General features: G+C 56.2%; 23 protein-coding genes and 4 tRNA genes. 11 read left to right on the top strand and 16 right to left on the bottom strand.

Going from position 1 to position 25,934, the window contains the following annotated elements:
- Positions 1-16: 16 nt before the first annotated feature.
- From FB556_RS06105 to FB556_RS06090, 4 genes are read right to left on the bottom strand one after another with little or no spacing between them, the layout of a single operon-like run.
- Positions 17-1,531: an RsmB/NOP family class I SAM-dependent RNA methyltransferase gene (locus FB556_RS06105; RefSeq protein WP_141865816.1), complete on the bottom strand. Its 1,515-nt coding sequence runs from the start codon at positions 1,529-1,531 to the stop codon at positions 17-19.
- Positions 1,532-1,542: 11 nt separating this feature from the next.
- Positions 1,543-2,526 (bottom strand): methionyl-tRNA formyltransferase, encoded by a 984-nt coding sequence (gene fmt, locus FB556_RS06100; RefSeq protein WP_141865814.1) that lies wholly within the window; start codon positions 2,524-2,526, stop codon positions 1,543-1,545.
- Positions 2,527-2,535: 9 nt separating this feature from the next.
- A complete protein-coding gene (def, locus tag FB556_RS06095; protein ID WP_141865812.1) occupies positions 2,536-3,123 on the bottom strand; it encodes a peptide deformylase in 588 nt (195 codons plus the stop codon).
- A 23-nt stretch (positions 3,124-3,146) separates the two neighbouring features.
- A complete protein-coding gene (locus FB556_RS06090) occupies positions 3,147-4,004 on the bottom strand; it encodes a PD-(D/E)XK nuclease family protein (protein ID WP_141865810.1) in 858 nt (285 codons plus the stop codon).
- Positions 4,005-4,162: 158 nt separating this feature from the next.
- Here FB556_RS06090 and FB556_RS06085 point away from each other — a divergent pair.
- From FB556_RS06085 to FB556_RS06070, 4 genes are all read left to right on the top strand, one after another.
- A tRNA-Gly gene (locus tag FB556_RS06085) sits at positions 4,163-4,236 on the top strand.
- A 14-nt stretch (positions 4,237-4,250) separates the two neighbouring features.
- A tRNA-Cys gene (locus FB556_RS06080) sits at positions 4,251-4,321 on the top strand.
- Between the two features lie 79 nt (positions 4,322-4,400).
- Positions 4,401-4,474, top strand: a tRNA-Val gene (locus FB556_RS06075).
- A 25-nt stretch (positions 4,475-4,499) separates the two neighbouring features.
- Positions 4,500-4,573: transfer RNA gene (locus FB556_RS06070), tRNA-Gly, on the top strand.
- Positions 4,574-5,096: 523 nt separating this feature from the next.
- Here the strand turns inward: FB556_RS06070 and FB556_RS06065 are convergent.
- Entirely contained in the window at positions 5,097-5,696 is a 600-nt protein-coding gene (locus FB556_RS06065) for a phosphatase PAP2 family protein (protein WP_141865809.1), read from the bottom strand.
- Between the two features lie 101 nt (positions 5,697-5,797).
- Positions 5,798-6,868, bottom strand: a complete 1,071-nt coding sequence (zapE, locus tag FB556_RS06060; protein WP_141865807.1) for a cell division protein ZapE — start codon at positions 6,866-6,868, stop codon at positions 5,798-5,800.
- Positions 6,869-7,093: 225 nt separating this feature from the next.
- Here zapE and FB556_RS06055 point away from each other — a divergent pair, with 225 nt between their 5' ends.
- The 3 genes from FB556_RS06055 (at position 7,094) to FB556_RS06045 (ending at position 9,022) form a co-directional block, all read left to right on the top strand.
- Positions 7,094-7,987, top strand: a complete 894-nt coding sequence (locus tag FB556_RS06055; protein ID WP_141865805.1) for a sulfurtransferase — start codon at positions 7,094-7,096, stop codon at positions 7,985-7,987.
- A gap of 109 nt (positions 7,988-8,096) precedes the next feature.
- Complete coding sequence (locus FB556_RS06050) at positions 8,097-8,537, top strand: SufE family protein (protein ID WP_281280471.1); 441 nt, start codon at positions 8,097-8,099, stop codon at positions 8,535-8,537.
- Entirely contained in the window at positions 8,534-9,022 is a 489-nt protein-coding gene (locus tag FB556_RS06045; protein ID WP_141865803.1) for an aminoacyl-tRNA deacylase, read from the top strand. Before FB556_RS06050 ends, FB556_RS06045 begins: the two co-directional genes overlap by 4 nt.
- An 11-nt stretch (positions 9,023-9,033) precedes the next feature.
- Here the strand turns inward: FB556_RS06045 and FB556_RS06040 are convergent, their stop codons facing one another.
- From FB556_RS06040 to FB556_RS06015, 6 genes are all read right to left on the bottom strand, one after another.
- Entirely contained in the window at positions 9,034-9,738 is a 705-nt protein-coding gene (locus tag FB556_RS06040) for a GOLPH3/VPS74 family protein (protein ID WP_141865801.1), read from the bottom strand.
- Positions 9,739-9,805: 67 nt separating this feature from the next.
- Positions 9,806-10,417, bottom strand: a complete 612-nt coding sequence (locus FB556_RS06035) for an HIT family protein (protein WP_141865799.1) — start codon at positions 10,415-10,417, stop codon at positions 9,806-9,808.
- Between the two features lie 6 nt (positions 10,418-10,423).
- Positions 10,424-12,436, bottom strand: a complete 2,013-nt coding sequence (thrS, locus tag FB556_RS06030) for a threonine--tRNA ligase (RefSeq protein ID WP_141865797.1) — start codon at positions 12,434-12,436, stop codon at positions 10,424-10,426.
- Between the two features lie 116 nt (positions 12,437-12,552).
- Positions 12,553-13,215, bottom strand: a complete 663-nt coding sequence (locus FB556_RS06025) for an AMIN-like domain-containing (lipo)protein (RefSeq protein WP_141865796.1) — start codon at positions 13,213-13,215, stop codon at positions 12,553-12,555.
- A gap of 36 nt (positions 13,216-13,251) precedes the next feature.
- Positions 13,252-16,749, bottom strand: coding sequence for a DNA polymerase III subunit alpha (locus tag FB556_RS06020; RefSeq protein WP_141865794.1), 3,498 nt, complete (start codon positions 16,747-16,749; stop codon positions 13,252-13,254).
- 2 nt (positions 16,750-16,751) lie between these two features.
- Positions 16,752-17,075 (bottom strand): DUF6504 family protein, encoded by a 324-nt coding sequence (locus tag FB556_RS06015; RefSeq protein ID WP_141865792.1) that lies wholly within the window; start codon positions 17,073-17,075, stop codon positions 16,752-16,754.
- 125 nt (positions 17,076-17,200) lie between these two features.
- Here FB556_RS06015 and FB556_RS06010 point away from each other — a divergent pair, with 125 nt between their 5' ends.
- The gene (locus FB556_RS06010) at positions 17,201-19,258 is read left to right on the top strand and encodes an alpha/beta hydrolase family protein (protein ID WP_246057241.1); all 2,058 of its coding nucleotides are present in this window, start codon (positions 17,201-17,203) and stop codon (positions 19,256-19,258) included.
- On the opposite strand, the gene FB556_RS06005 is transcribed toward FB556_RS06010, so the two are convergent.
- The gene (locus FB556_RS06005) at positions 19,255-20,046 is read right to left on the bottom strand and encodes an SOS response-associated peptidase (protein ID WP_141865790.1); all 792 of its coding nucleotides are present in this window, start codon (positions 20,044-20,046) and stop codon (positions 19,255-19,257) included. The two genes, FB556_RS06010 and FB556_RS06005, sit on opposite strands and share 4 nt — an antisense overlap.
- 190 nt (positions 20,047-20,236) lie before the next feature.
- Here FB556_RS06005 and FB556_RS06000 point away from each other — a divergent pair, with 190 nt between their 5' ends.
- Entirely contained in the window at positions 20,237-21,331 is a 1,095-nt protein-coding gene (locus FB556_RS06000) for an S-(hydroxymethyl)mycothiol dehydrogenase (protein ID WP_141865788.1), read from the top strand.
- A 5-nt stretch (positions 21,332-21,336) separates the two neighbouring features.
- Entirely contained in the window at positions 21,337-21,969 is a 633-nt protein-coding gene (locus tag FB556_RS05995) for an MBL fold metallo-hydrolase (protein WP_141865786.1), read from the top strand.
- A gap of 73 nt (positions 21,970-22,042) precedes the next feature.
- On the opposite strand, the gene FB556_RS05990 is transcribed toward FB556_RS05995, so the two are convergent.
- The 3 genes from FB556_RS05990 to FB556_RS05980 all read right to left on the bottom strand — a co-directional run bounded on the left by FB556_RS05990 (position 22,043) and on the right by FB556_RS05980 (position 24,821).
- Positions 22,043-22,885 carry a thioesterase family protein gene (locus FB556_RS05990; RefSeq protein ID WP_141865784.1) on the bottom strand — a complete coding sequence of 281 codons (843 nt, stop codon included), beginning with the start codon at positions 22,883-22,885 and terminating at the stop codon, positions 22,043-22,045.
- A gap of 84 nt (positions 22,886-22,969) precedes the next feature.
- The gene (locus tag FB556_RS05985; protein WP_211343997.1) at positions 22,970-23,311 is read right to left on the bottom strand and encodes a sulfite exporter TauE/SafE family protein; all 342 of its coding nucleotides are present in this window, start codon (positions 23,309-23,311) and stop codon (positions 22,970-22,972) included.
- Between the two features lie 91 nt (positions 23,312-23,402).
- The gene (locus tag FB556_RS05980) at positions 23,403-24,821 is read right to left on the bottom strand and encodes an MBL fold metallo-hydrolase (RefSeq protein ID WP_141865782.1); all 1,419 of its coding nucleotides are present in this window, start codon (positions 24,819-24,821) and stop codon (positions 23,403-23,405) included.
- A 330-nt stretch (positions 24,822-25,151) separates the two neighbouring features.
- Between FB556_RS05980 and FB556_RS05970 the strand changes: the two genes are divergently transcribed.
- Positions 25,152-25,430: a metal-sensitive transcriptional regulator gene (locus FB556_RS05970; RefSeq protein ID WP_141865778.1), complete on the top strand. Its 279-nt coding sequence runs from the start codon at positions 25,152-25,154 to the stop codon at positions 25,428-25,430.
- Positions 25,431-25,934: the final 504 nt, after the last annotated feature.

Below are 25,934 nucleotides of genomic sequence, written 5' to 3'. Positions count from 1 at the left end.
TCTGGTTCGCTGTTGATCAGTGAGTCAATAGGGCAAAGAACATGGCGTCAGTTTTGTGTAGGTCGGGCCACAACTGCGCGGTATTTGCTTCGGCGTCGTCGGCAGTAATGGTGGCACGTTCCAGTGCGGATCCGTCCTCGTGTTGTCGTGCCGCGTCTTGCAGTGCAGTGGCCGAATCGAGGAGTTTCACGGCCGAATTGCGTTTCTGGAGGTCGGATACCTGCAGGACGGTTTCGCCGATATGCGGCGAACAGGTGACATACGCCAACAAGCCACCGGGTTTGAGCATGGTGATGGCGGCGTCTAGCAGCTGGGCCTGTAACTGGGTCAGCGTTGCCAGGTCTTGAGGGGTCCGGCGCCACCGAGATTCTGGACGACGACGCAGCGCGCCTAAACCGGTACACGGGGCATCAAGCAGGATCCGATCAAAGCGTTGGACATTCGCGGGATCCTTGGCCAGTTCCACGCCATCGGCGACCGACGTCGTCCACACATCCTCATCCACTACTCGTAGGGCTTGTGCAACCAGTTTCGTACGGTGTTCGGAGACGTCGTTGGCCAGCAGGGTGGCACCCTGGGCTTGCGCGAAGGACGCCAGGACCGCGGCTTTGCCGCCGGGTCCAGCAGACATATCCAACCAGGACTCTCCTGGCTCAATCTTGCGAGCCGTGACCAGTGCGCGGGCGGTGAGTTGCGAGCCGATGTCTTGGACCCGAACCGTGCCCTCGGCCACCCCGGGGATGCGGCCGGCATCGCCACCAACAAATACTGCGGCGTCGGGTGCCAGGTCGGACGGTTGTGCACCGTATTCCAGCACCGGTTGCAGATCGCCGATTCCGGGCAGGGCGATGAGGTTCAGCTCGGGGGCAATATTATTTGCGGCCAGGACGGCGTGGAAGTCTTCTGGGACACGACCGTTGGCAACAAGTGATTGTTTTATGGCGCGCAGAATCCAGGTGGGGTGCGCATACCGGATGGAGAGGTCCGTATCGGATTCACCCGGTGCTAGCTCATCGAGCCATTCCTCCAGGCTGCGCTCGCTGACCTTCCGCAGCACGGCGTTGACCAGGCCGGAAGGGCCTGCTCCGATTTGGTCGCGCACCAGCGCAACGGTGGTATCCAGGGCCGCGTGTGGTGGCACGCGCATATTCAGTAGCTGGTGGGTACCGATCCGCAGGGCGTCCAGGACCGGTGCATCAAGCTTTTTAAGCGGCCGATCAACACAGCGGCTCAGAATGGCGTCGTAGGTGCCGACTGACCGCAGCGTTCCATACGTGAGCTCGGTGGCAAACGCTGCATCCTGACGATCAAGGTTATTACGTCGGATGCGGGTGGGTAGGATCAGGTTGGCGTAGGCGTCCTCGTGCGTGACGGCTTGCAGGATCTGGAATGCGGTCAGCCGTGCGGGGTCGCTGGAACGCTTGCGTTGTGCCGGGGCGGAGGCGGAATATTTGCGTTGGCGCCCGGTTTGTCCGCGGTTGCGTTGGCGCCCTTTCGTGTTGCGGCGGTCTTGTGAGGTGTCGTCTGCCAAATTCTTCGTCCTTAGTTGACCTGAAACTCGTCTGGGTGCGTGATCGACGTTTGTAGTCTTACGGCCTCATCCACGCCGCGCGCCCAGTCGGTTGCGCGCATCATTTTCTTGCCCGCTGGCTGGACGTCGGTGAGTTCAATAACACCATCTTGACATACCAGAAGCACTCGTTTTGCTTCCAGAAGGAATGCTCCTGGTTGTTGGTCGTGTGCAGGCGGGTCATTTACCGGGCGCGCCCTGCCGATTTTGAAGCGCTGCGGCTGTCCGGCACCAGTTTCTAATATCCCCCATGCCCCGGGGGCCGGCGACGTGCCGTTGATTAATCCTCGCACGACGTCGGCGGGTTGTGCGGGGTCTACCTTTGCCTGTTGACTGGCAAGTTTTGGTGCCCAGGTGACCTCACCTTGTTGAGGGGTGGACTCCGCAGCTCCCGCAGCGATATCGGATAGTGTGCTGGCTAAGAGCTCAGCACCAGTGGTAGCGAGGTCTGTTAGGACGTCGCCGGCGGTCTCGTCGGCTGCCAAGGGGCGGGACAAAGTGGAAAATACCGGTCCGGTATCGAGACCTGCCTCTAACTGGAAGACGGCAGCTCCAGTTTGGGTCTCTTGGTTGATGATGGCCCACTGCACCGGAGCCGCACCCCGATATGCCGGCAACAGCGAAAAGTGCAGATTCACCCATCCTTTGGGCAGCATGTCGAGGACGTGTTGCGGCAACAGTCCACCATATGCGACCACCGCACCGATATCGGGTTGTAGTTCTTTGAGCTGGTCAATGGCGGCTTGGCCATCAGGGGTGTTGAAGCCATCGGCCTTGATGACCGGTAGTCCCAATTCTGCTGCGCGGGCGGCCACCGGTGAAGGGGTCAGCACGCGCTTGCGACCGACTTTCGCGTCGGTGCGGGTTAAGACGCCGACGACCTGTTGTCCCGCTTCAATCAGAGCGTCCAGTGAGGCGACCGCAGGTTCTGGGGTCCCGGCAAATACGATTCGCATGTACTTCCTTTATGACGTTGCTTGACCAAAAGTGGCGCCCGAACCGAAGGTCGAGCTGATCTCATGGGAGCGCTGAGAGTTAATCTTCTGGGTAGCTTCCATAAACTTTGATGAGACCATGGCGCGGCGGGCTTCGCGTCGTTGTTCACCTTCGAGTCGGTCGACGAATAGGTAACCATTGAGGTGGTCGACCTCATGTTGCAGCATCCTGGCGAAGAGACCCTCGCCCTCGTATTCCACGGCGTCGCCGTCGCTATTGACACCTTGAACTTTGGCGAATTGCGCCCGCGGCGGAGTGTAATAGAGCTCGGGAACCGACAAGCACCCTTCTCGGGGCTCATGGGTGATGTCACCCCAGGTTTCAATGACCGGATTGATGACGTGACCGCGCCGTCCTTCAAGGTTGAAAACGAAGATCGCCTGACCGATACCCACCTGTGGGCCAGCCAAACCGACCCCATTGACTGCTTCCATGGTTTCGTACATGGAGTCGATGAGACGCTTGAGGCCGCTAGAGCCGAGCCGGCTGGGGGTAACGGGCGCAGTTTGACTGCGTAAAACTGGATCTGGGATAGTCCGAATAGATAAAACACTCACGGGATAAGACTACCCAAGCAGCTTTAGGAATGTTGTGCCATCGCAATGGGTGGTGCGAGTGGTTGCAGCGGGGTAGGCGCAGCCTCCACTGCTTGCTGGTATTGCCACACCTGACGCAGCGCCCAGAATTTTTGCCAATACTGCGGTAGCGTTTGCGGGTTCGCTTGATAGGCCACGACCTCGGTCTCTCCGACTGCTACCCCAATGAGCATCGCGTCCTCACCGTATGCCCATGGTTCCCAGGTGCCCGCTTCTGCGTCGACCAGGGATTCCTCAGCTTTAAACCCGGCCGCTAATTGCATCACGACATTGTCGCTGAGACCTTTGACACGTCCGAACCGGTCGGTGCCGCGAGTTTTGTAATCGATGAGGCACACTCGCCCACCGATTTCTGCCACCAAATCCAAGGTGCCCGCATAACCGACCGTGTGGTTCCACACGGTGATTTCAGCGGCCAATGGTTTGACCTGATAGGTCTCCCACCATTCATCAAATCGATCAGCGAAGTTGACCTCGCGATGCTGAGCAAGTGCCTCGCGGGCCTCCGCCAAGTTGTGGGGCATGCCCAGCGCGCGGAGGGCGACCTGCTCCGCATAGTCGTGAACCCTGTCACCCCTGGCTGCGGAATCGTCGCGAAAACGTTCTGCTGCATCATTGCATTGACGTGCCAGGGTCTTTAATTTTGCAGGTGACCCAACCGCTCCCGGCAGGCGCGTGTCGGTGATCAGCGCTGAGGTGGCCATGTGACTCGCCCAGCCGGTCAAATCCAGGTGTTGCTGCCCGATAACAGTGGTGATTGAGGGAACTTCAGGTAGTCCCAGCAGGGATCGGGAGTACATTCTTCCGGCGTTCGTTTGATGAGCAAGTTGAGGTTGAGTCATGCTCTCTATTATTGGCCATCCCGAGGACGCGATAAGCGTTTCCGCCCGACACGAAACCCTTCGGTGGGTTGAATTTGCGCTTTTGAATTTTTGTTGTGTATAGTTCTTATCTGTTGGACACACGGTGAACAACTTCAGAACAGAAGTTCACCTCGTCTGCGGATGTAGCTCAGCTGGCTAGAGCACCACCTTGCCAAGGTGGGGGTCGCGGGTTCGAATCCCGTCATCCGCTCGCAACACCCTCAGGGTGGGGTGGCCGAATGGTGAGGCAGCGGCCTGCAAAGCCGCGTACGCGGGTTCGATTCCCGTCCCCACCTCGATCGGATTTCTGAGATAGTAAGAAAGATGCTATCGTAGGTATCTGCAAGAACTTGGGTTTCACTAGTTGAAACACAAGCGCGATTGGCGCAGTTGGTTAGCGCGCTTCCCCGACACGGAAGAGGTCACTGGTTCGAGTCCAGTATCGCGCACAGGATTACTCTCCTAGTAATTCACGCGGATGTAGCTCAGCTGGCTAGAGCACCACCTTGCCAAGGTGGGGGTCGCGGGTTCGAATCCCGTCATCCGCTCTCGATAAAAACCCCGGTATAAAAACCGGGGTTTTTGTTTTCCACAGAAGACTCTCCGATACTGCAAACGTTGTCCATTGTGGCTTATTTGCCAAAGGGGATGCGGACGTGTCATGGGCGGGTTCATCTGCCCCAGCCGTGGCTAATTGCACAGCACTCGAGATCGAGTCCGGTGAATGGCAGGTGACTGGCAGCCGACTCATCGTCCGTGCAGTTCGTCTAATCTAGTGAGATGAATTTGCTGCACAGCGTGAGCGAATCGGAGCTTCGATTGAGCCAGAGCGCATGCTCGCCCAGAGCTCACCGTCTTAGGTCGAGATGCATCAGCGTTGGCAGTTCCAACGCTCGGTGATCAGCCAGTCGGTGCGGTCTTGGTTGACTGGTGTCTAGCAGCAGAGACTTCACAGGGATCGTGATCAGCGCAGGAACTGGAGACAAACGCCCGAAACACAGGGCGGGCGGTTACGGCCGTCTTTCCAGAGCTCTACGTGATGCGAGAGGCCGTGTAGATGTCACCCTGTCATTATTCGCCACCGCACTCCCATGGCGACGGCAGCCCTCCCACAACCGTGAGAAAAGCAACGGCTACGATACTGCCCAACACAGAACCAGACAGTACCTCAATAAGGCTATGCCGCGCTAGGAAAACCCTGGACCAGCTCACTCCCGCCCAGACGATAAGGGACATGACAAGTACGGCAATGTAAGGCAATCCAGTCGAAAAAATCACGGCACATAGCGCCGCCATAAGCGAATGCATGCTGATCTTTAGCCGCCGATTAAAAGCCATAACAACTAGCATCGTCCCAACGGCAAACACCAACATCCAGCGAGCCTCGGTGCTCGTGTCCAGCGCGAACACGAGCACCGCCCCAACCAGTATGGATCCTAGGGTAATTGCATAAAAAGTATGCCGTTGCGTTCGGTGACGAATGTATTTATCCGTCGCCTTCCCCAGTCGAACCAGCACCAAAGAAGTTGCCAGCGGGACAATCGAAATGAAAAACACCGCGATCGATGCCGTTTGACCCCACGAGGGATCGGTCAACCATGCAACGAATGTTAAAAGTGCTGCGACTAGTACGAACGGATTCAAAACTTCCGTAAAGAATTTCGCTAACACCTTCTAGAATGACGGCCTAGGGTGTCCCATAAAGGTTGATTCTCCTTGCAAAAGTCTCCCCCGTTACATACAACGACGGAGCCTTGAGGAAGTGTGGAGGGCTAGAGAGCCTTTTCGCCCAGCTGTCCTTCGCGCGCTAGTGCCGTCATACGCGACACTGTGCGGAAGTACTTTTTCATGTAGCCGCCAGCCATCATGTCTTCGGTAAAGAGGTGTTCGAATGGCACACCGGATGCCACGACTGGGACGTCCTTGTCATAGAGCCGGTCTGCTAGTACAACAAATCGCAGCGCCATGGCCTGTTCGGTGATCGTGGTGACGTCTTTTAGCACTAACACGTCGACATCTTTTACGAGCTCTCGATACCGTGATGGGTGAACCCGGGAGAGGTTTTTCGTCAGAGCAGTCCAGTCATCCACCGCAAAGACGTTTTCGTCCGGGAAGTTGTCTTTGGCCGTCTGCAATTCCGTACCGACTGAGACTGGTTCTGGAGCACTTTCTAGACCGCGATGGCGGAAGTCTTCACCGTCCACACGGATTGTTTCAAACTGATCCGACAGCACTTGGATCTCGCGTTTGAAGTCTTGAGCCGCAAAGCGACCTTCCCCCAGAGCCCCTGGCAACGTATTCGAGGTCGCGGCAAGTTTCACGCCAGCATCAGAGAGCTCGCGCATCAATCGGGACATCAAAACGGTGTCGCCTGGGTCATCGAGCTCAAATTCGTCGATACATACTAGGCTGTACTCTTTCAGGACCTCAACGGTGGTGGTGAAGCTCAGAGCCCCTACGAGGTTCGTGTATTCGACGAAGGTGCCGAAGGCTTTTCGTCCTGGTGCTGCGTGCCATAGCGATGCAAGTAAGTGGGTTTTACCAACTCCGAAGCCACCATCAAGGTAGATACCATTAGGTTGACCGTTGCCATTTTTTGTATTGGCCTTTTTCGCGTCACGTCGAAACATTGAAAAGAAGCCACCCGGTTTTTTGGGTGTTTTCATAGATGCGGCAAACGCTTTCAGGCGTTCTACAGCTTCAGCTTGTGAGGGGTGAGCGGGGTCTGGGATATAAGTGTCGAAAGATACTTCGCCAAAGCGATATGACGGATGAAACCCTGCCAGAAGTTCTTCGGAAGAAACCTGCGGGTTTCGCTCCGATAGAGCTACGATTTCTGTCACGACAATTCCCATCCTTGACTATTACAGTAATGTCGACCACTCATGCAGTCGCCCAACCTTTCCATCCTAAAACGCGCTAGAATCCCGGATGCACTATTACTTTTACAGCGTGCCTAGAAGTACTAGTGTGACGGGGCAGCCGGCAAATAACGCACAGGGTTGTATCCTTAATATCTATACGTGTCACCCGCTGACGGCCAACCACTACGAAAGGCACTTTCCTTCATGACGACAACAGTTCCCGTGGAACAATCCGACTACGCGCACCCTGAAAAACTGGTTTCAACCCAGTGGGTCGCCGAGCACAAAGACCATCCAAATGTTGTTGTACTCGAGTCGAATGAAGACACACTGCTGTATTCCACCGGTCACATCCCCGGTGCAGTAAAAATCGATTGGCATACCGAACTTAATGACCCAGTAACCCGTGACTTCATTGGTCCTGAAGCTTTCGCCAACATGGCGGCCTCAAAGGGCATCAGCCCTGACACCACCGTGATCTTTTATGGCGATAAATCCAACTGGTGGGCAGCGTATGCGCTGTGGGTCTTCACACTCTACGGTCACGAAGATGTGCGTCTGATGAACGGTGGTCGCGACAAATGGATCGCTGAAGGCCGCGAAATCACCCGCGACGTGCCCGAAGTCACCCAGGGTACCTACCCTGTTGTCGAGCGTAACGATAACACCGAGCGTGCAAATAAAGCACAAGTTCTGGAAAGCATTGGTGAATTACCACTTATTGATGTGCGCTCCAATCCAGAATATACCGGTGAGACCACCCACATGGCCGGCTACCCGCAGGAAGGAACCCTGCGCGGTGGTCACATCCCAACCGCTGAATCGGTCCCATGGGCGACCGCCGCTAATGAAGATGGTACGTTCAAATCCCGCGGTGAACTCCACGAACTCTACGCAGAGAACGCCAATCTGGGCAAAACCGATAAAGTGATCGTCTATTGCCGCATCGGCGAACGTTCAGCCCACACCTGGTTTGTGCTGCGCTACCTCCTGGGCTATGAATCTGTCCGAAACTATGACGGATCGTGGACCGAGTGGGGCAACAGCGTTGGTCTCCCAATCGTTGTTGGTCCACAACCAGGTCAGGCACCGAGCTAGTTGACATGCTGTATTCGCCGGTATCGGAGTCCTTCCGATACCGGCGAAATATTTCTGCGATGATTCGCGTTAGACTAGACGGCGGATCACCTCCACAGAAAGGCTCTCATTGACTGTCAAAACTCCACAGGTTCTACAGGAAATCATTGAAGATTTCCAGAACATGTATGAACAAGAACGTCTTGAACTGCTTTTAGAGTTCTCGGATAACCTCCCAGAACCACCAGAACGCTACGCTGGGCACGAAGACGAAATGGAACAGGTCACTGAATGCCAAACTCCCCTGTTTTTAGCTCTGGAATACTCTGATTCACCAGACCCAGAGGTCACCATCATCATTTCGGCCCCACCAGAAGCTCCCACGACGCGAGGCTTTGCCGGCGTCTTGGTCGAAGGGCTCTCCGGTCAACCAGCATCTGTCATCTTGGGTGTGCCTGACGATATCCCAAACCAGCTGGGACTGACCAAGGCGCTGACCCCGCTGCGGCTGCGTGGTATGAGTGCACTTCTTGGTCGAATTAAACGAAATATCACCAATCATCTGGCATGAGTGCTGCGGGACGTAGGGCAACACCAGCCCTGCAATCGCTGGCTGCAGCTGGTGTCTGGCACCGGGTATATACCTACGATCCTCAGACCTCGGGCAAGGGCTTTGGTCTTGACGCCGCCCAGAAACTTGCGATCGCACCCCAACGAATCTATAAGACGCTACTTGTGGAGTCTTCCGATCGCGGGCTAGCCAATGCTGTGATAGCTGTATCCGATATGCTGCATCTCAAACGACTTGCCACAGCGCTGGGTACCAAACGTGTAGAGATGGCAGATCCAAAGCTCGCTCAGCAAAAGACTGGCTATGTGCTCGGTGGCATCTCACCGCTGGGCCAGCGAACCCGGTTGCCTCTTGTTGTGGATGATTCTGTCCGCGACAATGAGACAATCTGGGTGTCAGGTGGCCGCCGAGGCGTGTCCATTGAGATTCGGACTGATGACTTTCTGACTATAACCTCAGCTGTGGTAGCCAACATCAGCCGGTAAGCGTTATCTTTCTAACCTCGCATTCCGGTAGCTTGGCCCCGAGTTGCGGTGAGCGATTCGGCCATCGCGTTTTCGACCGCCTGAAGCGATTCCGCAATCGCGGGTTCTTCCTGCGCAGCTTCCATATGAAAGGCTTCCAGTCGTTCCTTGACCGTCTTATTTTGCAACCCCGGAAATAAGCGCGTCAGAACATCCGTGGAATATAGCAGTTGTACTAGTGGCCAGGTGCTGGCATCAAGAGCAGTATCACGGCCCAGTAAGGTAGCTCGCAACCGCACATACATATCCATCCGACCATAAGATTCTTCCGGCACATAACGCGTACGCGGCACCAGGCCGAAAAATCGTTTCGTCATGACAGCGATGTCACCTCGCACTTGTAAAGCTTCAATGATGGCATCCATAAGCGCCGGTCGGGAGAATCGATTGATCCAGTGTTCGGCGTCTTGGTTCTCCGGTGCATCTGTCATGATCTGCAAAACGGCGGCCAGGGGCTCTTCCAAATCAACATCAGCTGTCGAGTTCACCATGACCAATTCTTGAGTCACATACAGGCATTCCCTGCGGGCAAGATCGGTGAGAATGGCTCCGGCAAGACCGACGCGAACGGTATGAGATTGGGTCAGCAGTTTGCCGTGGTGGTCGAGACACGTCAGCAAATAGTACTCCGCTAGATTGAGCGGTCGCTTCTTCGTATCCTGGGGTTCCGACATCATGTCTCTATTGTCTCGGCTTTTTGAGCTTTATCTGGGAACTGAGAGTTACGCCTCAGGCGTGTCATATCTAACGATCATCAACAGCTCTCGCTTGCTGTTCAAGAAACCGTTGGGCCCCCGCGTGCCATGCGTCCGCGATCATCTGCCGCATGTCTCCGATGGTGCCTGTGACATTCTTTGTTTGAGCAATGATCGGTAAGAAGTTTCCGTCCCCTCCCCAACGGGGTACGATGTGCTGATGCAAGTGTGCCGCAATGCCGGCTCCCCCGGCATTGCCTTGATTCATACCAAGGTTGAAGCCAGCCGCGTTCGAGACATCACGCAAAACCTCCATACCGATTTGTGTCAGCTGCGCAAACTCGGCAGTTTCTTCAACCGTGAGGTCAGTGTAGTCAGGAATATGACGGTAAGGACATACCAAGAGATGACCAGGATTATAGGGGTAGAGGTTCATTACCACATAACAGGTGGTGCCACGAGCAACGATCAATGAAGTCTCATCGTCGCGCTGCGGTGCAGTGCAAAACGGACAGGACTCCTCATCGGTCACCTGACCTTGTCCTTTAGACACGTAGGCCAACCGATGAGGAGTCCATAACCGTTCAAAAGCATCCGGCGTACCTGCTAATGCAAAATCATCTGTGAATTCTGCATCACGATCTGCATCAGGGTTCGCCATGTTCTCCTACACCTGCTGACGCTGCTCGACTGCAGTAACAATGCGTTCGATGGCTTCGTCGACGGGCACACCGTTATCCTGTGACCCATCACGGAAGCGGAACGACACGGCGTTCGCCTCGGTGTCTTCCCCACCTGCAATCAGCACAAATGGTGCTTTGTGTTTGGCAGCAGTGCGGATTTTCTTCGGGAACCGGTCCGTGGAATCATCTACTCGCGCACGGATTCCCCGGGCTTTGAGTTTGTCAACGATGTCATAGAGATAGTCGTTGAACGCTTCGGCTACTGGGATGGCAATCACCTGTTCGGGTGCTAACCATGCTGGGAAAGCACCAGCGTAGTGTTCGGTGATGACACCCATGAAGCGTTCGATGGAACCAAATAGCGCGCGGTGAATCATCACCGGACGTTGCCTGGTGCCATCGGCTGCCTGGTATTCCAGATCGAAGCGCTCTGGCAGGTTGAAGTCCAACTGAATGGTCGACATCTGCCAGGTACGACCCAGGGCATCTCGAGCCTGGACGGAGATCTTTGGTCCATAGAATGCAGCGCCGCCTGGATCATCCACGAGTTCGAGTCCGGAGGCTTCGGCGACTTCAGCCAGCACCTGGGTGGCGTTGTCCCAGACTTCCTCACTGCCGACGTATTTTTCTGGGTCTCTGGTGGACAGCTCAAGGTAGAAGTCATCCAAGCCAAAATCTTTGAGCAAGTCCAACACGAAATTCAACGTGGTGGTGAGCTCATCTTTCATCTGGTCTTCGGTGCAGTAGATGTGCGCGTCGTCCTGGGTCATGCCGCGCACACGAGTCAGGCCGTGGACCACACCGGACTTCTCATAGCGGTAGACCGAACCGAACTCAAATAACCGCAGTGGCAGTTCACGGTAAGACCGGCCACGGGAGGCAAAGATGAGGTTGTGCATCGGGCAGTTCATGGGCTTCAAATAGTAATCCGCCCCGGCCCGGGTGACTTCACCGGTTTCTTCGTCTCGAACCTCATCAATGTGCATCGGTGGGAACATGCCATCGGCGTACCAGTCGAGGTGACCCGAGGTTTCGTACAGGTTTTGCTTGGTGATGTGCGGGGTGTAGACGAATTCGTAGCCGGCTTCTTCGTGGCGACGGCGCGAGTAGTCTTCCATCTCTTTGCGGATGATCCCGCCCTTTGGGTGGAAGACCGGCAGACCTGAACCGAGTTCATCTGGGAAGGAAAACAGATCCATTTCGGCGCCGATTTTGCGGTGGTCGCGGCGTTCTGCTTCAGCGATGCGCTCTTGGTATGCCACCAGGTCATCTTTCGATGCCCACGCGGTGCCGTAGATGCGCTGCAACTGCGGGTTGTTTTCGGAGCCCAACCAATAGGCGCCGGCGGCACGGGTCAGTGCGAAACCGTTGGCAATAAGTTTGGTTGATGGGATGTGTGGGCCGCGACAGAGGTCGTACCAAACGACTTCACCTTTGCGATCTACGTTGTCATAGATGGTGATTTCTCCGGCACCGATTTCCACAGCGGCACCTTCGGCGGCGGCCTCGGCGTCATGCTGACGATCCAACAGCTGCAGCTTATATGGTTCGTTGGCGAGTTCTTCGCGGGCCTGTGTTTCATCCACGGCGCGGCGATCGAAAGTCTGACCGGCTTTAACGATGCGCATCATGCGCTTTTGGATGTCTTTGAGGTCTTCGGGTGTGAAGGGTTCATCGACATCAAAGTCGTAGTAGAAACCATCTTCAATAAATGGCCCGATGCCCAATTTGGCGCCCGGGTGGAGCTCTTGGACAGCCTGAGCTAGCACGTGCGCGGTCGAGTGTCGCAGGACTTCAAGGCCCTCCTGGTCTGTAATATCGACGCGTTCAACGCTGGCACCGGCGGGGATGACGCGGAATAAATCCTGTAGGACGCCATCGACCTTCATCACTACCGTAGTTTTTTCTTCGGCAAACAGGTCATTGCCTGTGGTTCCTTCAGCGACCTGGGTGGTTTGGTCATCTACGGTAATGGTCATTTCTTTAGGTTCGGCCACGTGCCAGTTCCTCCTTGTGTCAGGCTGAAAACTCGGTGGCATACTGGACCACCGATAAGCCACCCGTCATTCTATCTGCTTGGCAGATTGTTTGCAGGTGGCTCGCGACGAAGTAGTTAGTCGGTTTGGATATCCACAACGAGCCGAACCGGGTCTTGCAGGATCTTCACTGCATAGGGGCGTTGCTCATCGAGGCCAATGAAGTAGCTTGAGGTTGCTTCAAAGGGAGGGAAAACGACGACGCTTTGGGCTGCGGTAGTGTTGAGATCGGTGATCGGGTCATTGACTTGCATGAGCTGATCGACATCCATATCGTCAATGCTGGAGGTCCCTGACCAGACAACTTCCAACACCGCGTCTTGGTCGATGCCGAGGTCAGCGCCAGAGCCGGGGGCCATGGGTTCATCGGTGTATCGCGCCAGCATGCTCGGGGTACCGGTCCCTGCATGCTCAATGACAATCCGTTCAAACCCGTCGTGCACCGCTGAGCGCATCGCGACTGGATACACGCCTTTGGCGTCACCGAAGTCTGGCCAGTTGTCGGATTCATAGTTGCCCGTACTGAACTCTCCGACCGGTTGGGTGCCGGGTTCAGACTGCTGCTGTGTAGGTTCGGGCTGCTGTTGTGATGGCGAATGTGACGGGGTCGAGGATATCGAAGCGTCCGGTGGTGTGGCTTCGGTATTTTCGTAGGTGCTACAACCGGTAGCAGCCAAACCGACGATCACTGTTGCGCAGACAAAACGCAGGATACCGGTTGGTGTGCATTGGGGTTTCATGTTGGCTCCGCCTTTATCAAGCACTTGAGTTAGGTATTAATGATATCGCAGGACTCGGGTGTGAGAACCGGTGTTATGCGGTTTTCCGAGTTGGCTTTGATGGCGAATAGTTGGTAAAGAGGCGTTGCGGGTAAGCCAGTCAGCCCAGTGGTCGCGTTCGGTATCGAAGTAGTCAGGATCCGGCAGGAGGGCTGGGTTGTGCATATCCCATGCTCTGAGGGCCTGCAGGGTGATCCCCCGTGCCCCGGTGCGTCTGGTGGTGCCTTCAATTAATAACAATCGCGAGGAGAACAGAATGTCTCCGGTTGCGTGTTGAGCTTGAGCAAAAAATGACGTGTCGATGACCCCGGTACCGTCGTCGATGGAAATAAAGACGACGCGGTCACCGGAGCGCATCGGTGGGGTCTGCGTTGCCACCCGAACCCCCGCTACCAGAACCCTTGTGTGGTTGCGCAAGGTTATCAGGTGATCGGCCGAGGTCGCGCCCAGAGCATCAAGGTATGGTTTATGAGATTGCATGAGGTGACCGGTCGTGTCGATTGCGGTCAGATCCAGTTCGGTGCGGATACGTTGTGCTTCGGTGGGTTCCGGGAACAGTGCTGGTAGGGTCTCCAGTTCGGTGTCACCCAGCGGTAAGGTCTGTTGCCCATCGATTTGAGGACTGCCTGTGCGCAGAGTACGTCCGGTGCGGTCGCGTTTAGTGGGTGAGTGTAACAACTCTAGGTGGTGGACCACATCGGTGCGACTGATACCGGTAGCAGGGAAGATGCAATCGAGGGCCCCGAGTTGGGCGAGGTTTTCGAAACTCTTTTTGCTCAGACGTGCTCGGTCACGAATATCGGCCAGGCTATCAAAGGGTTGGGCGCGTTCGATGCGTTGTTTTTCTTTATGAGTCAGGCCTAGCACTGTTTCGAATGACAACCGGATCCCCCACGGATGTCTTGGGATGTTGGAGGTTTCGGTCAGGCGTTCGAGTCGCATATGGGTGGTGGATTTATTAATGTCAACCGGTAAAATTTCAATGCCCATCCGTCGGGCTTCGGCGACCATGAGCCGTTGCGGGTACATGCCCGGATCGTGTTCGAGTACCGCGACCATAAATGCCGCAGGATAATGGGTTTTGAGCCAGGCGGATTCAAACGTCGGGATGGCAAAGGCCGCACCGTGGGCCTTGCAAAAACCAAAGGAGCCAAAGGCAGCCAGGGTGTTCCAGACTTCGTCGATCACCTGAATATCCCAGTTATTTTCCATGGCTTTGGCACGAAAATATGTTTCGACGTCGTTTTGGGTATCGGATCCTAACCGGCGGCGGAATTCATCGGCGGCGGCCAGCCCACATCCGGTCATGAGATGAAAAGTGCGCAGGAGTTGTTCATGGAAGACAGTCACTCCGTGAGTTTCTTCCAAGATGGGTTTGAGGTCCGGGTGTGGGTAGTGCGCCGGGTCAAGCTGGTGGCGGTAGTCCAAGAACGGGCGGACCATATCGGATTTCATTGGTCCGGGGCGAAATAGCGAGATGTCGATGATCAGATCGGTGATGGATTCGGGTTCTAGTTTGCCAATGAGTTCGCGTTGTCCAGGAGATTCGATCTGGAAACAGCCCAGCGTATGGGTGGTTTGGATCATCGCATAAGTGGCCGGATCGTCATGCGGGACCTTTTCGAGGTTAATCGTCTCACCGGTGGTGCGATGGATTTCTTCCAGCGCATAGGCGATGGTGGATTGCATTCGAACACCTAACACATCAAGTTTGAGCATGCCCATCGGATCCATGTCGTGTTTATCAAATTGACTCATGGCCAGCCCCATCCCCGAGGCCTCCACCGGGGTCCGATCTAGCAGGGTGGTATCACCCAGAATGACGCCGCACGGGTGCATGGAGATGTGGCGAGGTAATCGATCGAGTCGTTCGGTCAGGTCCACCAGCAGGTCAAGTTGTTGGTTGCCAGATTTTCGACTGTCCTGGACCTGGGCGGCAAAGGTTTGCAGTTCAGGCATGTGTTCGAGGGCTTGACGAAAATCGGAGGCCGAAAACCGCCAGAGTTTTTTCGCCAAATGGTCCACTTGTTCCCGTTCTAACCCCAGGGCGCGGCCGGCGTCTCGGACGGCCCCGCGAACCCGGTAACCGTTTTGCATGCTCATCAGCGTGGTGCGTTCGGCACCAAAGCGGTCAAAAATCGCATGATAGATCTCGTGCCGGCGGGCTGATTCGACGTCGATATCGATATCGGGCAGGGTCGAACGATCTTGGGATAAGAACCGTTCGAAAATCAGGTCGTGTTCGATCGGGTCCACATGCGAAATCCGTAGGGCATAATTCACCAACGACGACGCCCCCGAGCCACGGGCGGAGACGCGCACGTTGCGGTCTTCGATCATTTCCACGACTTCGGCCACGGTGAGAAAATAACTGGAGAATCCGAGGTCTTGAATGATGCCCAGCTCGTGATCCAGTCTGCGGTGCACACGATCATAGAGGCTGGTACTAGGGTCCAGGTGGCCAAAGCGCAGCGCTAATCCCGCTCGGGCGCGTTGCGTCAGGACGGTGTTGGGGTCGCCGTCGATTCCGATGATGTCGAATTCTGGGACGCGCGGTTGGCCCCATCCAAGGTCCTGAGCCGGATCTAGCGCGCAGCGTTCCGCAAGCTGCTGGGTGTTATCAAGCAACTGACGGGCTGCGGCCGCGCCCAGGCCGGCTTCGTGCGTGATTTCATAAGCCAGGGCGTGCATCGTGTCGCCGGTTTTCAGCCACCCCTGCCCATTGGGTTGCATATCGGTCAATGTATCCAGAGTGGACAATGCTCGGGCAGCATCAACCACATCGGCGGTGGCAGCCCCATCCGGGGTCGCATATCGCACCGCATTGGTCAGCACTGCTGGCAGGTCGAGTTCATCGCTGGCTCGCAACATGCGAACAGCTTGGGACGTCGAGAGGCGTTCGGTGGGCAATGACAGGTGAGAGACAATCTCGACGTGCACACTGTCTGGTGGTAGCACCTGTTTCCACAGTTTGAGCCGGGTCCGACCGGCAGGGTATTTCCGTTGGACCATCAACCGCCCGACATCGGTCCCGGGCCCTACCAGCACATGCAACACGGGGCTGGTACCAGCGGCTGCGGCCAGTTGTGAGACCAAAATATAAGGTCGGTCGTCGCGCGTGAGCTGGGTGTGGGCTTGGGAGATGAGCCGCACCAGCGCCTGATACCCCGCTCCTAAGTTGTGGGCTTGCCCGACCCCGACGTTTGCCGCACTAGCAGCCAGAATGGTGACCCGACCGGCGGGCAGCAGCGTGCCGTCCACCGTATATTTCGAATCCCACATGACCGCAAGATTCACCCCGACCACCGGAGCAATGCCCTGCCCGATGCAGGCTCGAAGATGTTTGGCCATCCCATACAGCCCATCTCGATCCGTGCAGCCCAGGATTTGGGCGCCATCGGCGGCCGCGACCTCGACGAGTTCTTCGGGCCAGGACACCCCGAAGTGCGCCGAGTACGCGGTCGTGACGTTGAGATGGGCAAAAGACCGTGCCATGGTTAGGCGGCTTCCTCCAACCGCCGCGCGTCGTGAACCTGTACCAAGCGCCAGCGGCCAGACTCGATGTGGTGGGAAATATCTAGGGTCAACATCGGGGCATTCGCCGCCCGGGTCAGGCTGACCTGCACGCGCCAGACCTGATAATCCACCAGTCCGGGGCCGTGTCCCAGGGCTGCCCGGTATTCTTCGGCCCACCAGCGACGTCGCACATACCAGCGTTGCGGCTGGGCTTTGACCGTATAGGACCGACCCCCGTAGTTCAGATGTAATGGAATGCCTGCGGTAGTGCAGGTGACCTGAATGGATTGTGTGAGTGTACCCATGAAATTCCCTTTCTGATCCGTGGCGTCAAAGTGCCAAATGGTTGTTCGCGCTCTCAGCATAAAAATCTGCGCGGACACGATAAGCCGCCCTACCGCAGGTCAGCGGCAGCATTCATAATGGGGCCATGATGAATGCTGCTTTTGATACTGTCCTGTCCACGCTGCTTGATGCCCGCCGTTTGACCGGAGTCACGGTGAAATCAGGCCAAATCCTCACAACAGTGCAGCAGCTAAAGCAAGACGACACCGGCTATGTCACCCAATTGTGGGATGTGACCGACACACCAGTGCAGTTAACTCACGGGGACGACTCGGTCTCGGCTGTTGAACAAGCTGACGATGGGCAGGTCTTTTTCTTATCCACACGTCCTGCAGCAGCCAAAGACCCTGATGCACCGACCGAGGCCGGCGCGAAACTCTGGGTGTTGCCCACCATGGGCGAACCCCGGGTGATAGCCCAGCGGACCTGGGGATTCACCGGACTGAAGGTGGCCGCCAACAAACTGGTGGTCACCATGCAATGGCACAGTGCCGCAACCACCCACGCACAACATGAAGAACTCGCCGCGACCCGCGATCAAGCCAAGGTCACTGGCGTAGTGTACTCACAATTTCCCACCCGCTATTGGGACCAAGATCTACCGCAGGGTCGCACCGTGTTAGGCGTCGCGCCCATCCCGAGTGCCGGTCAGCGCCCAGAGTTTATGCGCGTAGATTTGCCACCCGGGCGGCTGCTCAACTGGCACATCGATGCGGGCGCAACCTTCGCGGTGGTAACCATGTCCCAGCTCCGTGGCAACACCCCCGACGACGTTGAAACCCAGGTGATCTATCGGGTGGATTTCATGACTGGTCAGGCCACTGAACTGCTGGTGTCCACTCCGCAGCGCGAATACAGTGCCGGGGCCATCAGCCCGGATGGCACGCGCGCCGTCATCAACATGTCCACCCCGTGGCGCGAAGGCACCAACCTGGCGGTCACTGCTGGCTTATTGGAGCTGCGTTCCGGTCAGCTCGAAGGGCTGTGGCCGCAGTTAGATCGCTGGGTCTCCCCCGAATGGTTGACCAACGCGCACTTGGTAGCTGCATGTGATGACGAGGGCGCCGGCGCGATCTATGTTGGCCACCGCGATGCACAGTTGCCGACCCGACTGACCGCCCCGGTGGACACGTGGCAGCCCCACGATCATCTGGATGCCGCGCGGGCCTATGCCGGTTTGACCACGGATGCTCAGGCAAATACCGACGACGACGCAACCGTCTATGCGATCGCGTCGGGCATTGCAGCCAGCCCTCAGCTGGTCCAGTTTTCTTTTAGCCCGGCAGCACCCACCGTGACCGACCCGGTAGCCGTAGCCACCGCGGTGACCGCGCTCGACTCCCCCGGCAGGTTAGACACCCTCAGTGCTACCGCCGAAGACGGCACGGCCGTGCGCTCCTGGCTGCGCCTGCCCGACGGCGAAGGCCCGTTTCCGCTCGTGGTCTTTGTCCACGGCGGTCCGTGGGGATCGTGGAATGACTGGACCTACCGGTGGAACCCCGACCCGTTTGTAACCGCCGGCTATGCCGTGCTACTTCCCGATCCAGCGATTTCCACCGGTTACGGACAGCACATGATCGACCGGGGCAATCAACAACTGGGCGGCACCCCGTTTACCGACCTGCTGGCCCTGATTGACGCTACCCAAGCCCGTCCAGACATTGACGCAGCCAGAACCGCTCTGGCCGGTGGCTCCTACGGCGGGTATCTGGCCAACTGGGTTGCCGGGCACACCGGTGATCGTTTCCGGTGCATCATCACCCACGCGTCCCTGTGGGATACCACCGCAATGGGTCAAACCACCGATAATGCCGTCTGGGATCGCGCGATGGCCCCGCAGACCCAGTACTCACCTCACCGGCATGCGCGTCAGATCGCCGTCCCGATGCTGGTGATCCACGGCGATAAGGATTACCGGGTCCCGATTGGTCAGGCACACCAGTTGTGGCACGCTCTGCATACAGTCACCCCGCCCATTACCGATGACCACGGTAACACCGCCCATCGCTATCTCTATTTCCCGGATGAGGGCCACTGGATTCTTGGGCACGGTAATGCCGAAGCCTGGTATCGGGTGTTTCGAAACTTCTTAGATGTCCACGTTCACGGCGCAGCCGAAAAGCTGCCACCACAACTGGGTTAGACCAGGGTGGCTTGGCCACCGGTTGGGTCAAACGGTTCAATCAATTCCGGACCGTTATTGCGCACCGACCCGACCGCCGGATCTACCGGATACATCTCCCATTCGGTAGCCGTGTCATAGGCCTGAGCAACGACGGCATCCACTAATTGGGCGGCCTCATCCTTGGTCACCTCGCCGGCACCCAGCCACTGATCCGTCATGTCGCGGCTCATGGGCAGCGGGAGTCGATCGTGTAGCGCTGAGAGGTCATTGAGGATCTCTGGTTGATCACCGGGGTGCGGGGAGGGTCCGGTCAGAATCGTCGTAGACAACACCCACGGGGCACCATCTTCGGCGGCCGGATCTTTCCACCACTCATAAAGCCCAGCAAAGAAAATGGGTGAGCCGTCTTTCGGGCGGACAAAATATGGTTGTTTGCGCTCGCCCTTGGTCTCCGGGGCTAACCATTCGTAGTAACCATCCACCGGCACAGCTGCCCGGCGGGTTTTGACGGCCGAGCGGAATGAAGGTTTGTCGACCACGGATTCGGAACGTGCATTGAAGGTGCGCTGACCGAACGATAGGTCTTTGGCCCAAGTCGGCACTAGGCCCCAGCGTGCTAAATATAGGTTGCGTTGCCACGGCGTCGTAGGATCCTTGGGATCTTGGTAGTGCTCCACGAGCACTGGCACATCTTTTGTGGGCGCCACGTTATAGTCCGGGGTCAGCTCTTCGAAATGCACTGCATCGGCACCCGTGGCTGCCATCAGATCACCGATTGCTCTGGCCATTACATATCGTCCGCACATGCTTCCAGTATGCCAGTCCGGCACGCCGAAAACGATGCCTTGACCTGATGAGAGCAGACCATGCGCCACGCTAACGGCTTATATATCAGCGTGTTGCCAACCATGGTCAACTGCCGTGCAGATATGGTCAGATAGTGTGTGATCGCCCACGATAACTCGTGGGTGCAACCGTGATTTCAAGGAGAGATGAATGGCATATAAGGTTCAGGCCGCCGTAGTCCGTGCCAAAGATGCACCGGTGACCATCGAAACGATCATCGTGCCCAAACCCGGGCCCGGTGAAGTGGTTGTTGACGTATCGACCTGCGGTGTCTGCCACACCGACTACCTGTATGTTGAAGGCGGGGTCGGCGATAACTACCCGTACCTGCTGGGCCACGAATCCACCGCCGTCGTTGCCGAGATCGGCGAAGGCGTCACCAATGTTGCCGTGGGTGACAAGGTCATTTTGAACTGGCGCGCCGTCTGTGGTGAATGCCGGGCCTGTAAGAAAGGCCAGCTGCAGTACTGCTTTAACACCCACAACGCTAAACAGAAAATGACTCTGGAAGACGGCACCGAATTAGAAGCCGCCCTGGGCATTGGCTCATTTGCCGAAAAAACCCTGGTTGCTGCCGGACAGTGCACCAGGATTGAAGCCGACCTGGAAGACCACCAAGATGCTGCCGTTGGCCTGCTGGGTTGCGGTGTCATGGCAGGTATCGGTGCGGCGATCAACACCGGTGAACTCAAACGCGGCGAATCCGCAGCTGTCATCGGCTGTGGTGGCGTCGGTATGGCAGCCATTCAGGGTGCCAAGCTGGCCGGTGCGACCACCATCATCGCCGTCGATATTGATGATGCCAAACTAGAACAGGCCAAGGCCCTGGGAGCTACCCACACGGTAAACTCCAAACAGGTGGACGCCGTGGAGACCATTCGCGAACTGACCGATGGCTTCGGTGCGGATCTGGTGGTCGAAGCTGTGGGTCACCCAGAAACTTATAAGCAGGCTTTCTACGCGCGTGATTTGGCCGGCCGTGTAGTACTGGTCGGAGTGCCACACCCGGAGATGACCCTGGAGCTACCATTCCAGGACGTCTTTAGCCGCGGTGGATCACTGAAATCCTCATGGTACGGTGACACCCTGCCATCGCGTGACTTCCCAATGCTGGTGGAACAATACCTGCTGGGTAGGCTAGACCTAGATGCGTTCGTTACCGAGCGCATCGAATTGAACGATATTAACGAAGCTTTCGACAAGATGAACGCGGGCAAAGTCCTGCGCTCAGTAGTGGAGTTGTAACATTCATGGCCAAAATTGAAAACATTGTCACCTCAGGAACCTTCTCCTTAGATGGTGGCACTTGGGATGTAGACAACAATGTGTACATTGTTGGTGATGACACCTCGGTAATCGTCATTGACCCGGCCCACGAGGTCGATAAAGTCCGAAACGCCATCGGTGGACGCAGCGTGTCAGCGATCCTGCTGACCCACGGCCACGACGACCACATCTCCGAGGTTATTAAACTGCGCGAGATGGTCGACGCACCGGTGTTGATTCATAAAGACGACAAGATGCTCTGGGATGCTACCCACCCAGAGGAGGAACCGGATGGATACATCAACGATGGCGATGAATTCACTATCGCCGGCGTGACCTTGACCGCCATCCACACCCCGGGCCACTCCCCCGGTTGTGTCGTCTTCCACGCACCTGAACTCGAAGGCGGTGTCCTGTTCTCTGGAGATACCCTGTTCAACGGTGGCCCAGGAGCGACCGGACGGTCATATTCGGATTTCGATACCATCATCGAATCCATCAAAAACAAGATCTTCACCCTACCGGACCACACCAAGGTGCTGACCGGTCACGGTGACTCCACGGTGATCGGTGAAGAAAAACCGCACCTGGAAGAATGGATTGCTCGCGGCCACTAGACCGCGCTAGAAGCACCCGGGGGCTCTACAATCGCTACAGATTGTGGAGCCCCCGAATGGTTAAGGCAAATGCTTAGCCGCCGGTGAGGCGCACCGTCTGAGACTGTTCGCTGCGACCAAGTACGCCGTCGGCATCGTACAAAATGGCCGACGTAATACCGCCGCCTGTTTCGCCGATATTGGCTGAGATCGCGAAACCAAGCCATTCGCCCACAGGTGGGCGTAGGAAATGAATGGTCAGGTCAACATTGGCAAAAAAGACGTTCTCTGCGGAAGGGTCTGCCAACGGCGCTAGTCCGTTAGCGGTATCTGCTAGGCCCACAAGCCGGGCAAATGATGAAGTCGGTTCGCCTTCGATGATATCCAGATTGCTGGTGATCCATACACGACCGTGGCCTGGCGCATGGTCGGGGAATTTCCGGGCATGGATCGAACGGATAAACCCCCCGGGCCATCGCGTGGACATCTCATCCCAAGGTTCGGCGTCTTCTACCGGCGGTAATTGTTCATCGCAAATATTCGACACCCGGGAGGTATCTGATGTGATGATCTTCCAGGTGCGTCCGACCAGTACCGCCCGCCCTTGTGCGTATACAGTGGATTGGATCAGTTCAATTGTGCGACCGGGACGCACGGTTTCAGTGACGACTTTGACTTCGCCGGCATGGAGTTTACCTAAAATATCGAAACTGATCCGCGAGGTTAGAAAATCTTTGCGCGGCTGATACGCTTCCAGTTCCGCTGCAACCAGGCCCGAAACGGGTGCCATGTGCAGTTCGTCGTCTTGCCACGCGCCTTGGGCATGCTGGGTCGAAACGAAAAATGAGGTGCGGACATCTTCGGTGATTTCGATGGGTTTGATCCGCCGAAAATACGCGGTGTCCTGTGGTTGAGTTACTTCCTGTGATGAGGTCATGAGCCTATCTTGCCAGATAGCCCAACCCCTTGTGAGGTATAGCACGGCAATGTTTCGTTGTCAGTTCGGCTCCAGACCAGCCAGTTAATTAAGCAACGGTATAAGCTCTGCCCCAATCACGAAGATTCCCATCAGCAACACAAACCAACCGAAGCCGGTTCGCAATGTTTTGGCAGAAATCCTGGCAGCCAGGCGTGCTCCGAAGAGTGAACCAACAATCGCCAGGGCAGTAAAGGCCAGGGTGATCGGCCAGTTAATGCTGACGGCGAAGATGTGTCCCCCAAGAGCAGCGGCGTTTTTCATCACGATCGCCAGCAGCGAGGTGCCGATAGCCAGATGCACAGGCAGCCCAGCAAATAACACGAGGGCTGGCACGATCAGGAATCCACCACCGGCTCCGACCATCGAGGCTAGAGAAAACGGCAAACCAACGCGAAGGGAGACTTGTTTGCCCCTCCAGGAGGATGTGAGCTGCCAACGATGTCAAGGCGAGCACATAACCAGCAATGATCATTGATTATGCACTCGGACGGGCAGGAACATTGCCGGGCTGGGCTATCCAAGAGTTATAGCTTCCGTCGAGCTCTGCGACATCGTAGCCATATCGCCGGAGCGCCGAGGCACCCACTGCAGCTCGTCGTCCCGAAGCACAATAAGTGACGATTGTAGCGTCATCAGGCAGTTCAGATAAGTCCCAAATGACGCGGCTGACCGGCACTCGTTCCGCACCCGGGATGTAACCTTCGGCATATTCGGTGTTGCTGCGTACATCTAATAAGAACACCTGCTCATCATTGGCAAGTTCGTCCATGGTGATGACCTGCACCCCGTCACCGAGCAGTCCTTTAAGTGAGGTCGTAAATCCGGTAAGGGCATCAACACCAACCCGAATGAAATGGTCCCGATACCGGGTGGCGTCTTCAGCATCCTGCGCCAGAATCACCAGATCGCGATGTTCGTCCTCGGGGTTGTAGGCCCACGCAATATGGGTGGCGGCTTTGGAAGCATCAGGAATGGACAGCGCCCCCGCCACGGCCACATCGTACCGTTCAGTGTGGTTCCGGGTATCGACAAAGATCTTGTCGTCTTGTTCCAGCAGTGGTTTAAGTTCTGCAGGCGAATATTCTGTCAGTTCTGGCAGTTCACCAAGAAGTGCGGGACCTTGACGGTTTTGGACCTTCATTCGCGCAAAATATGCATGTGCATCGGGCTGAGAGTCCAACAGCTCCTTGACGAATCCGTCAATATCGTTGTTTTGCACAAAAGGTGCCCACCACGAGAAGTTTCGTTCATATCCCACGGTAGTCGTAGGGACTGCACCGAGAGCCTTGCCACATGCAGATCCGGAACCGTGTGCTGGTAGCACCTGGACATAATCGGGTAGCGGAAGGAAGTGCTCCCGTAGCGAAGCAAAGAGCTGTCGGGCTCCCATGAAGCGTGTATCAATGCCACCGGCTGCTTCATCGAGAAGATCGGGGCGGCCTAAGTCTCCCACAAAGACGAAGTCGCCACTAAGCATAAAGCCTGGTTCGGAGGCTTGCGCACCGTCAGTGACAAGGAAAACCATGTGCTCCGGGGTATGGCCAGGAGTGTGTACGGCTTGAAGCGTGATATTTCCAATAGTAATTGTGTGGCCGTGCTTCATACGAACGGCCTCATCAAAGCCCTCACCGTAGACCCAATCAGGCCCACCTTCGTCTGAGATATATACTCGCGCCCCGGTTGCATTGGCTAGTTCAAGGGTTCCCGAAAGATAGTCCGCATGGATGTGGGTCTCTGTGACGGCGATGATCTCCATGCCTTCTTTTTCTGCCATATCGAGGTAGACCTTGATATCACGCCGCGGATCGACCACGATAGCGGTGTTATTGGCCTGGCAACCAATGAAATAACTCCCCTGGGCCAGGTCTGGATCGTAGATGTGTTCAAGTAACATTATTGTCTCCTCACGCGTTGTTATAGGTGAGCTTTAGCGTCCGAATAAACGGGCAAGAAAGCCCGGACTAGCGGCTCGAGCAGCAGCAATTTCTTGTTGAGAGTGTTTGCCGTTGCACCACTGCCCGGCAGGCACAGATACCTTCACTGCGTCAATGTGCTGGCCGCAACCAGCCCAGGTTGTTTTTCCGCAGACATCACATTTCACTGATCTACACATAAGTTTCCTCGGATTATTACTAAAGTTTACCCTCGATACCCCCGGGGGTATAGGAAAACTATACCCCAGGGAGTATGCTGACTGCAAGCCTGACTAAATTTTGGAGTGATTATGGTCCAGTCGACCGGTTTGGAAAATGATCCCGGAGCTAAAAAGAAGGTTGTGAATCGACTGCGTCGTGCTCACGGTCAACTCGCGGCCGTTATTAGCGCAGTGGAAGACGATGCGCATTGCGCGCAGATCGTACAGCAGCTCTCGGCCGTATCGAAAGCCTTAGATCGTGCAGGTTTCTTAGTTATTTCATCTGCCTTGCAGGAATGCCTCGCGGACGGGGATGCCCAAGACGAAGACGTAGCTCAACTAGAAAAGTTATTCCTATCGTTTGCGTAGGCTCTGGACTACCTCTAGGACCACGTCTTCGACTGCCCCAGGTGGGCTGAAATACAAAGAGATGATCGCTGAAGAATCACTCTTAAGCAGACTCATCAAAAATGAGCCTGCTAAGAGTTGTTGATTTCATCCCATCCTGACAGGCAGGATCCCTTGTGCTCACGAATAAGCCGTGTGTCTTTTCTAGAAGATATAACGGATAACTCCACGTGTATCCATACACGGCAGTTATCCCCCGAGCGGGTAGAGCCGTATTGCTCTAATGCTCCATGAGACACAACATTATTGGCTCGTTTTGCCCGCTATCCGAGAATGCAGTTAGGGAAGACAGCACGTGAAGCGTGCGAGTGTATACATATCGATCTTGCATGCATACATCCCACATAGGCTTGTATACAGAGGAGCAAGTCTAGGGACAACCTGGACGTACTGTGAGAAAAGCTGCATCCCGAGACCTACTTTTCACGAACACGCGCGATGCTCTTAGCTCGTCGTTGACTGCTA

The organism is Enteractinococcus coprophilus (assembly GCF_006716305.1).
Taxonomy (GTDB): domain Bacteria; phylum Actinomycetota; class Actinomycetes; order Actinomycetales; family Micrococcaceae; genus Yaniella; species Yaniella coprophila.
The sequence above is the reverse complement of the archived record's forward strand: the minus strand, read 5'-3'. Positions and strand labels throughout refer to the sequence as shown.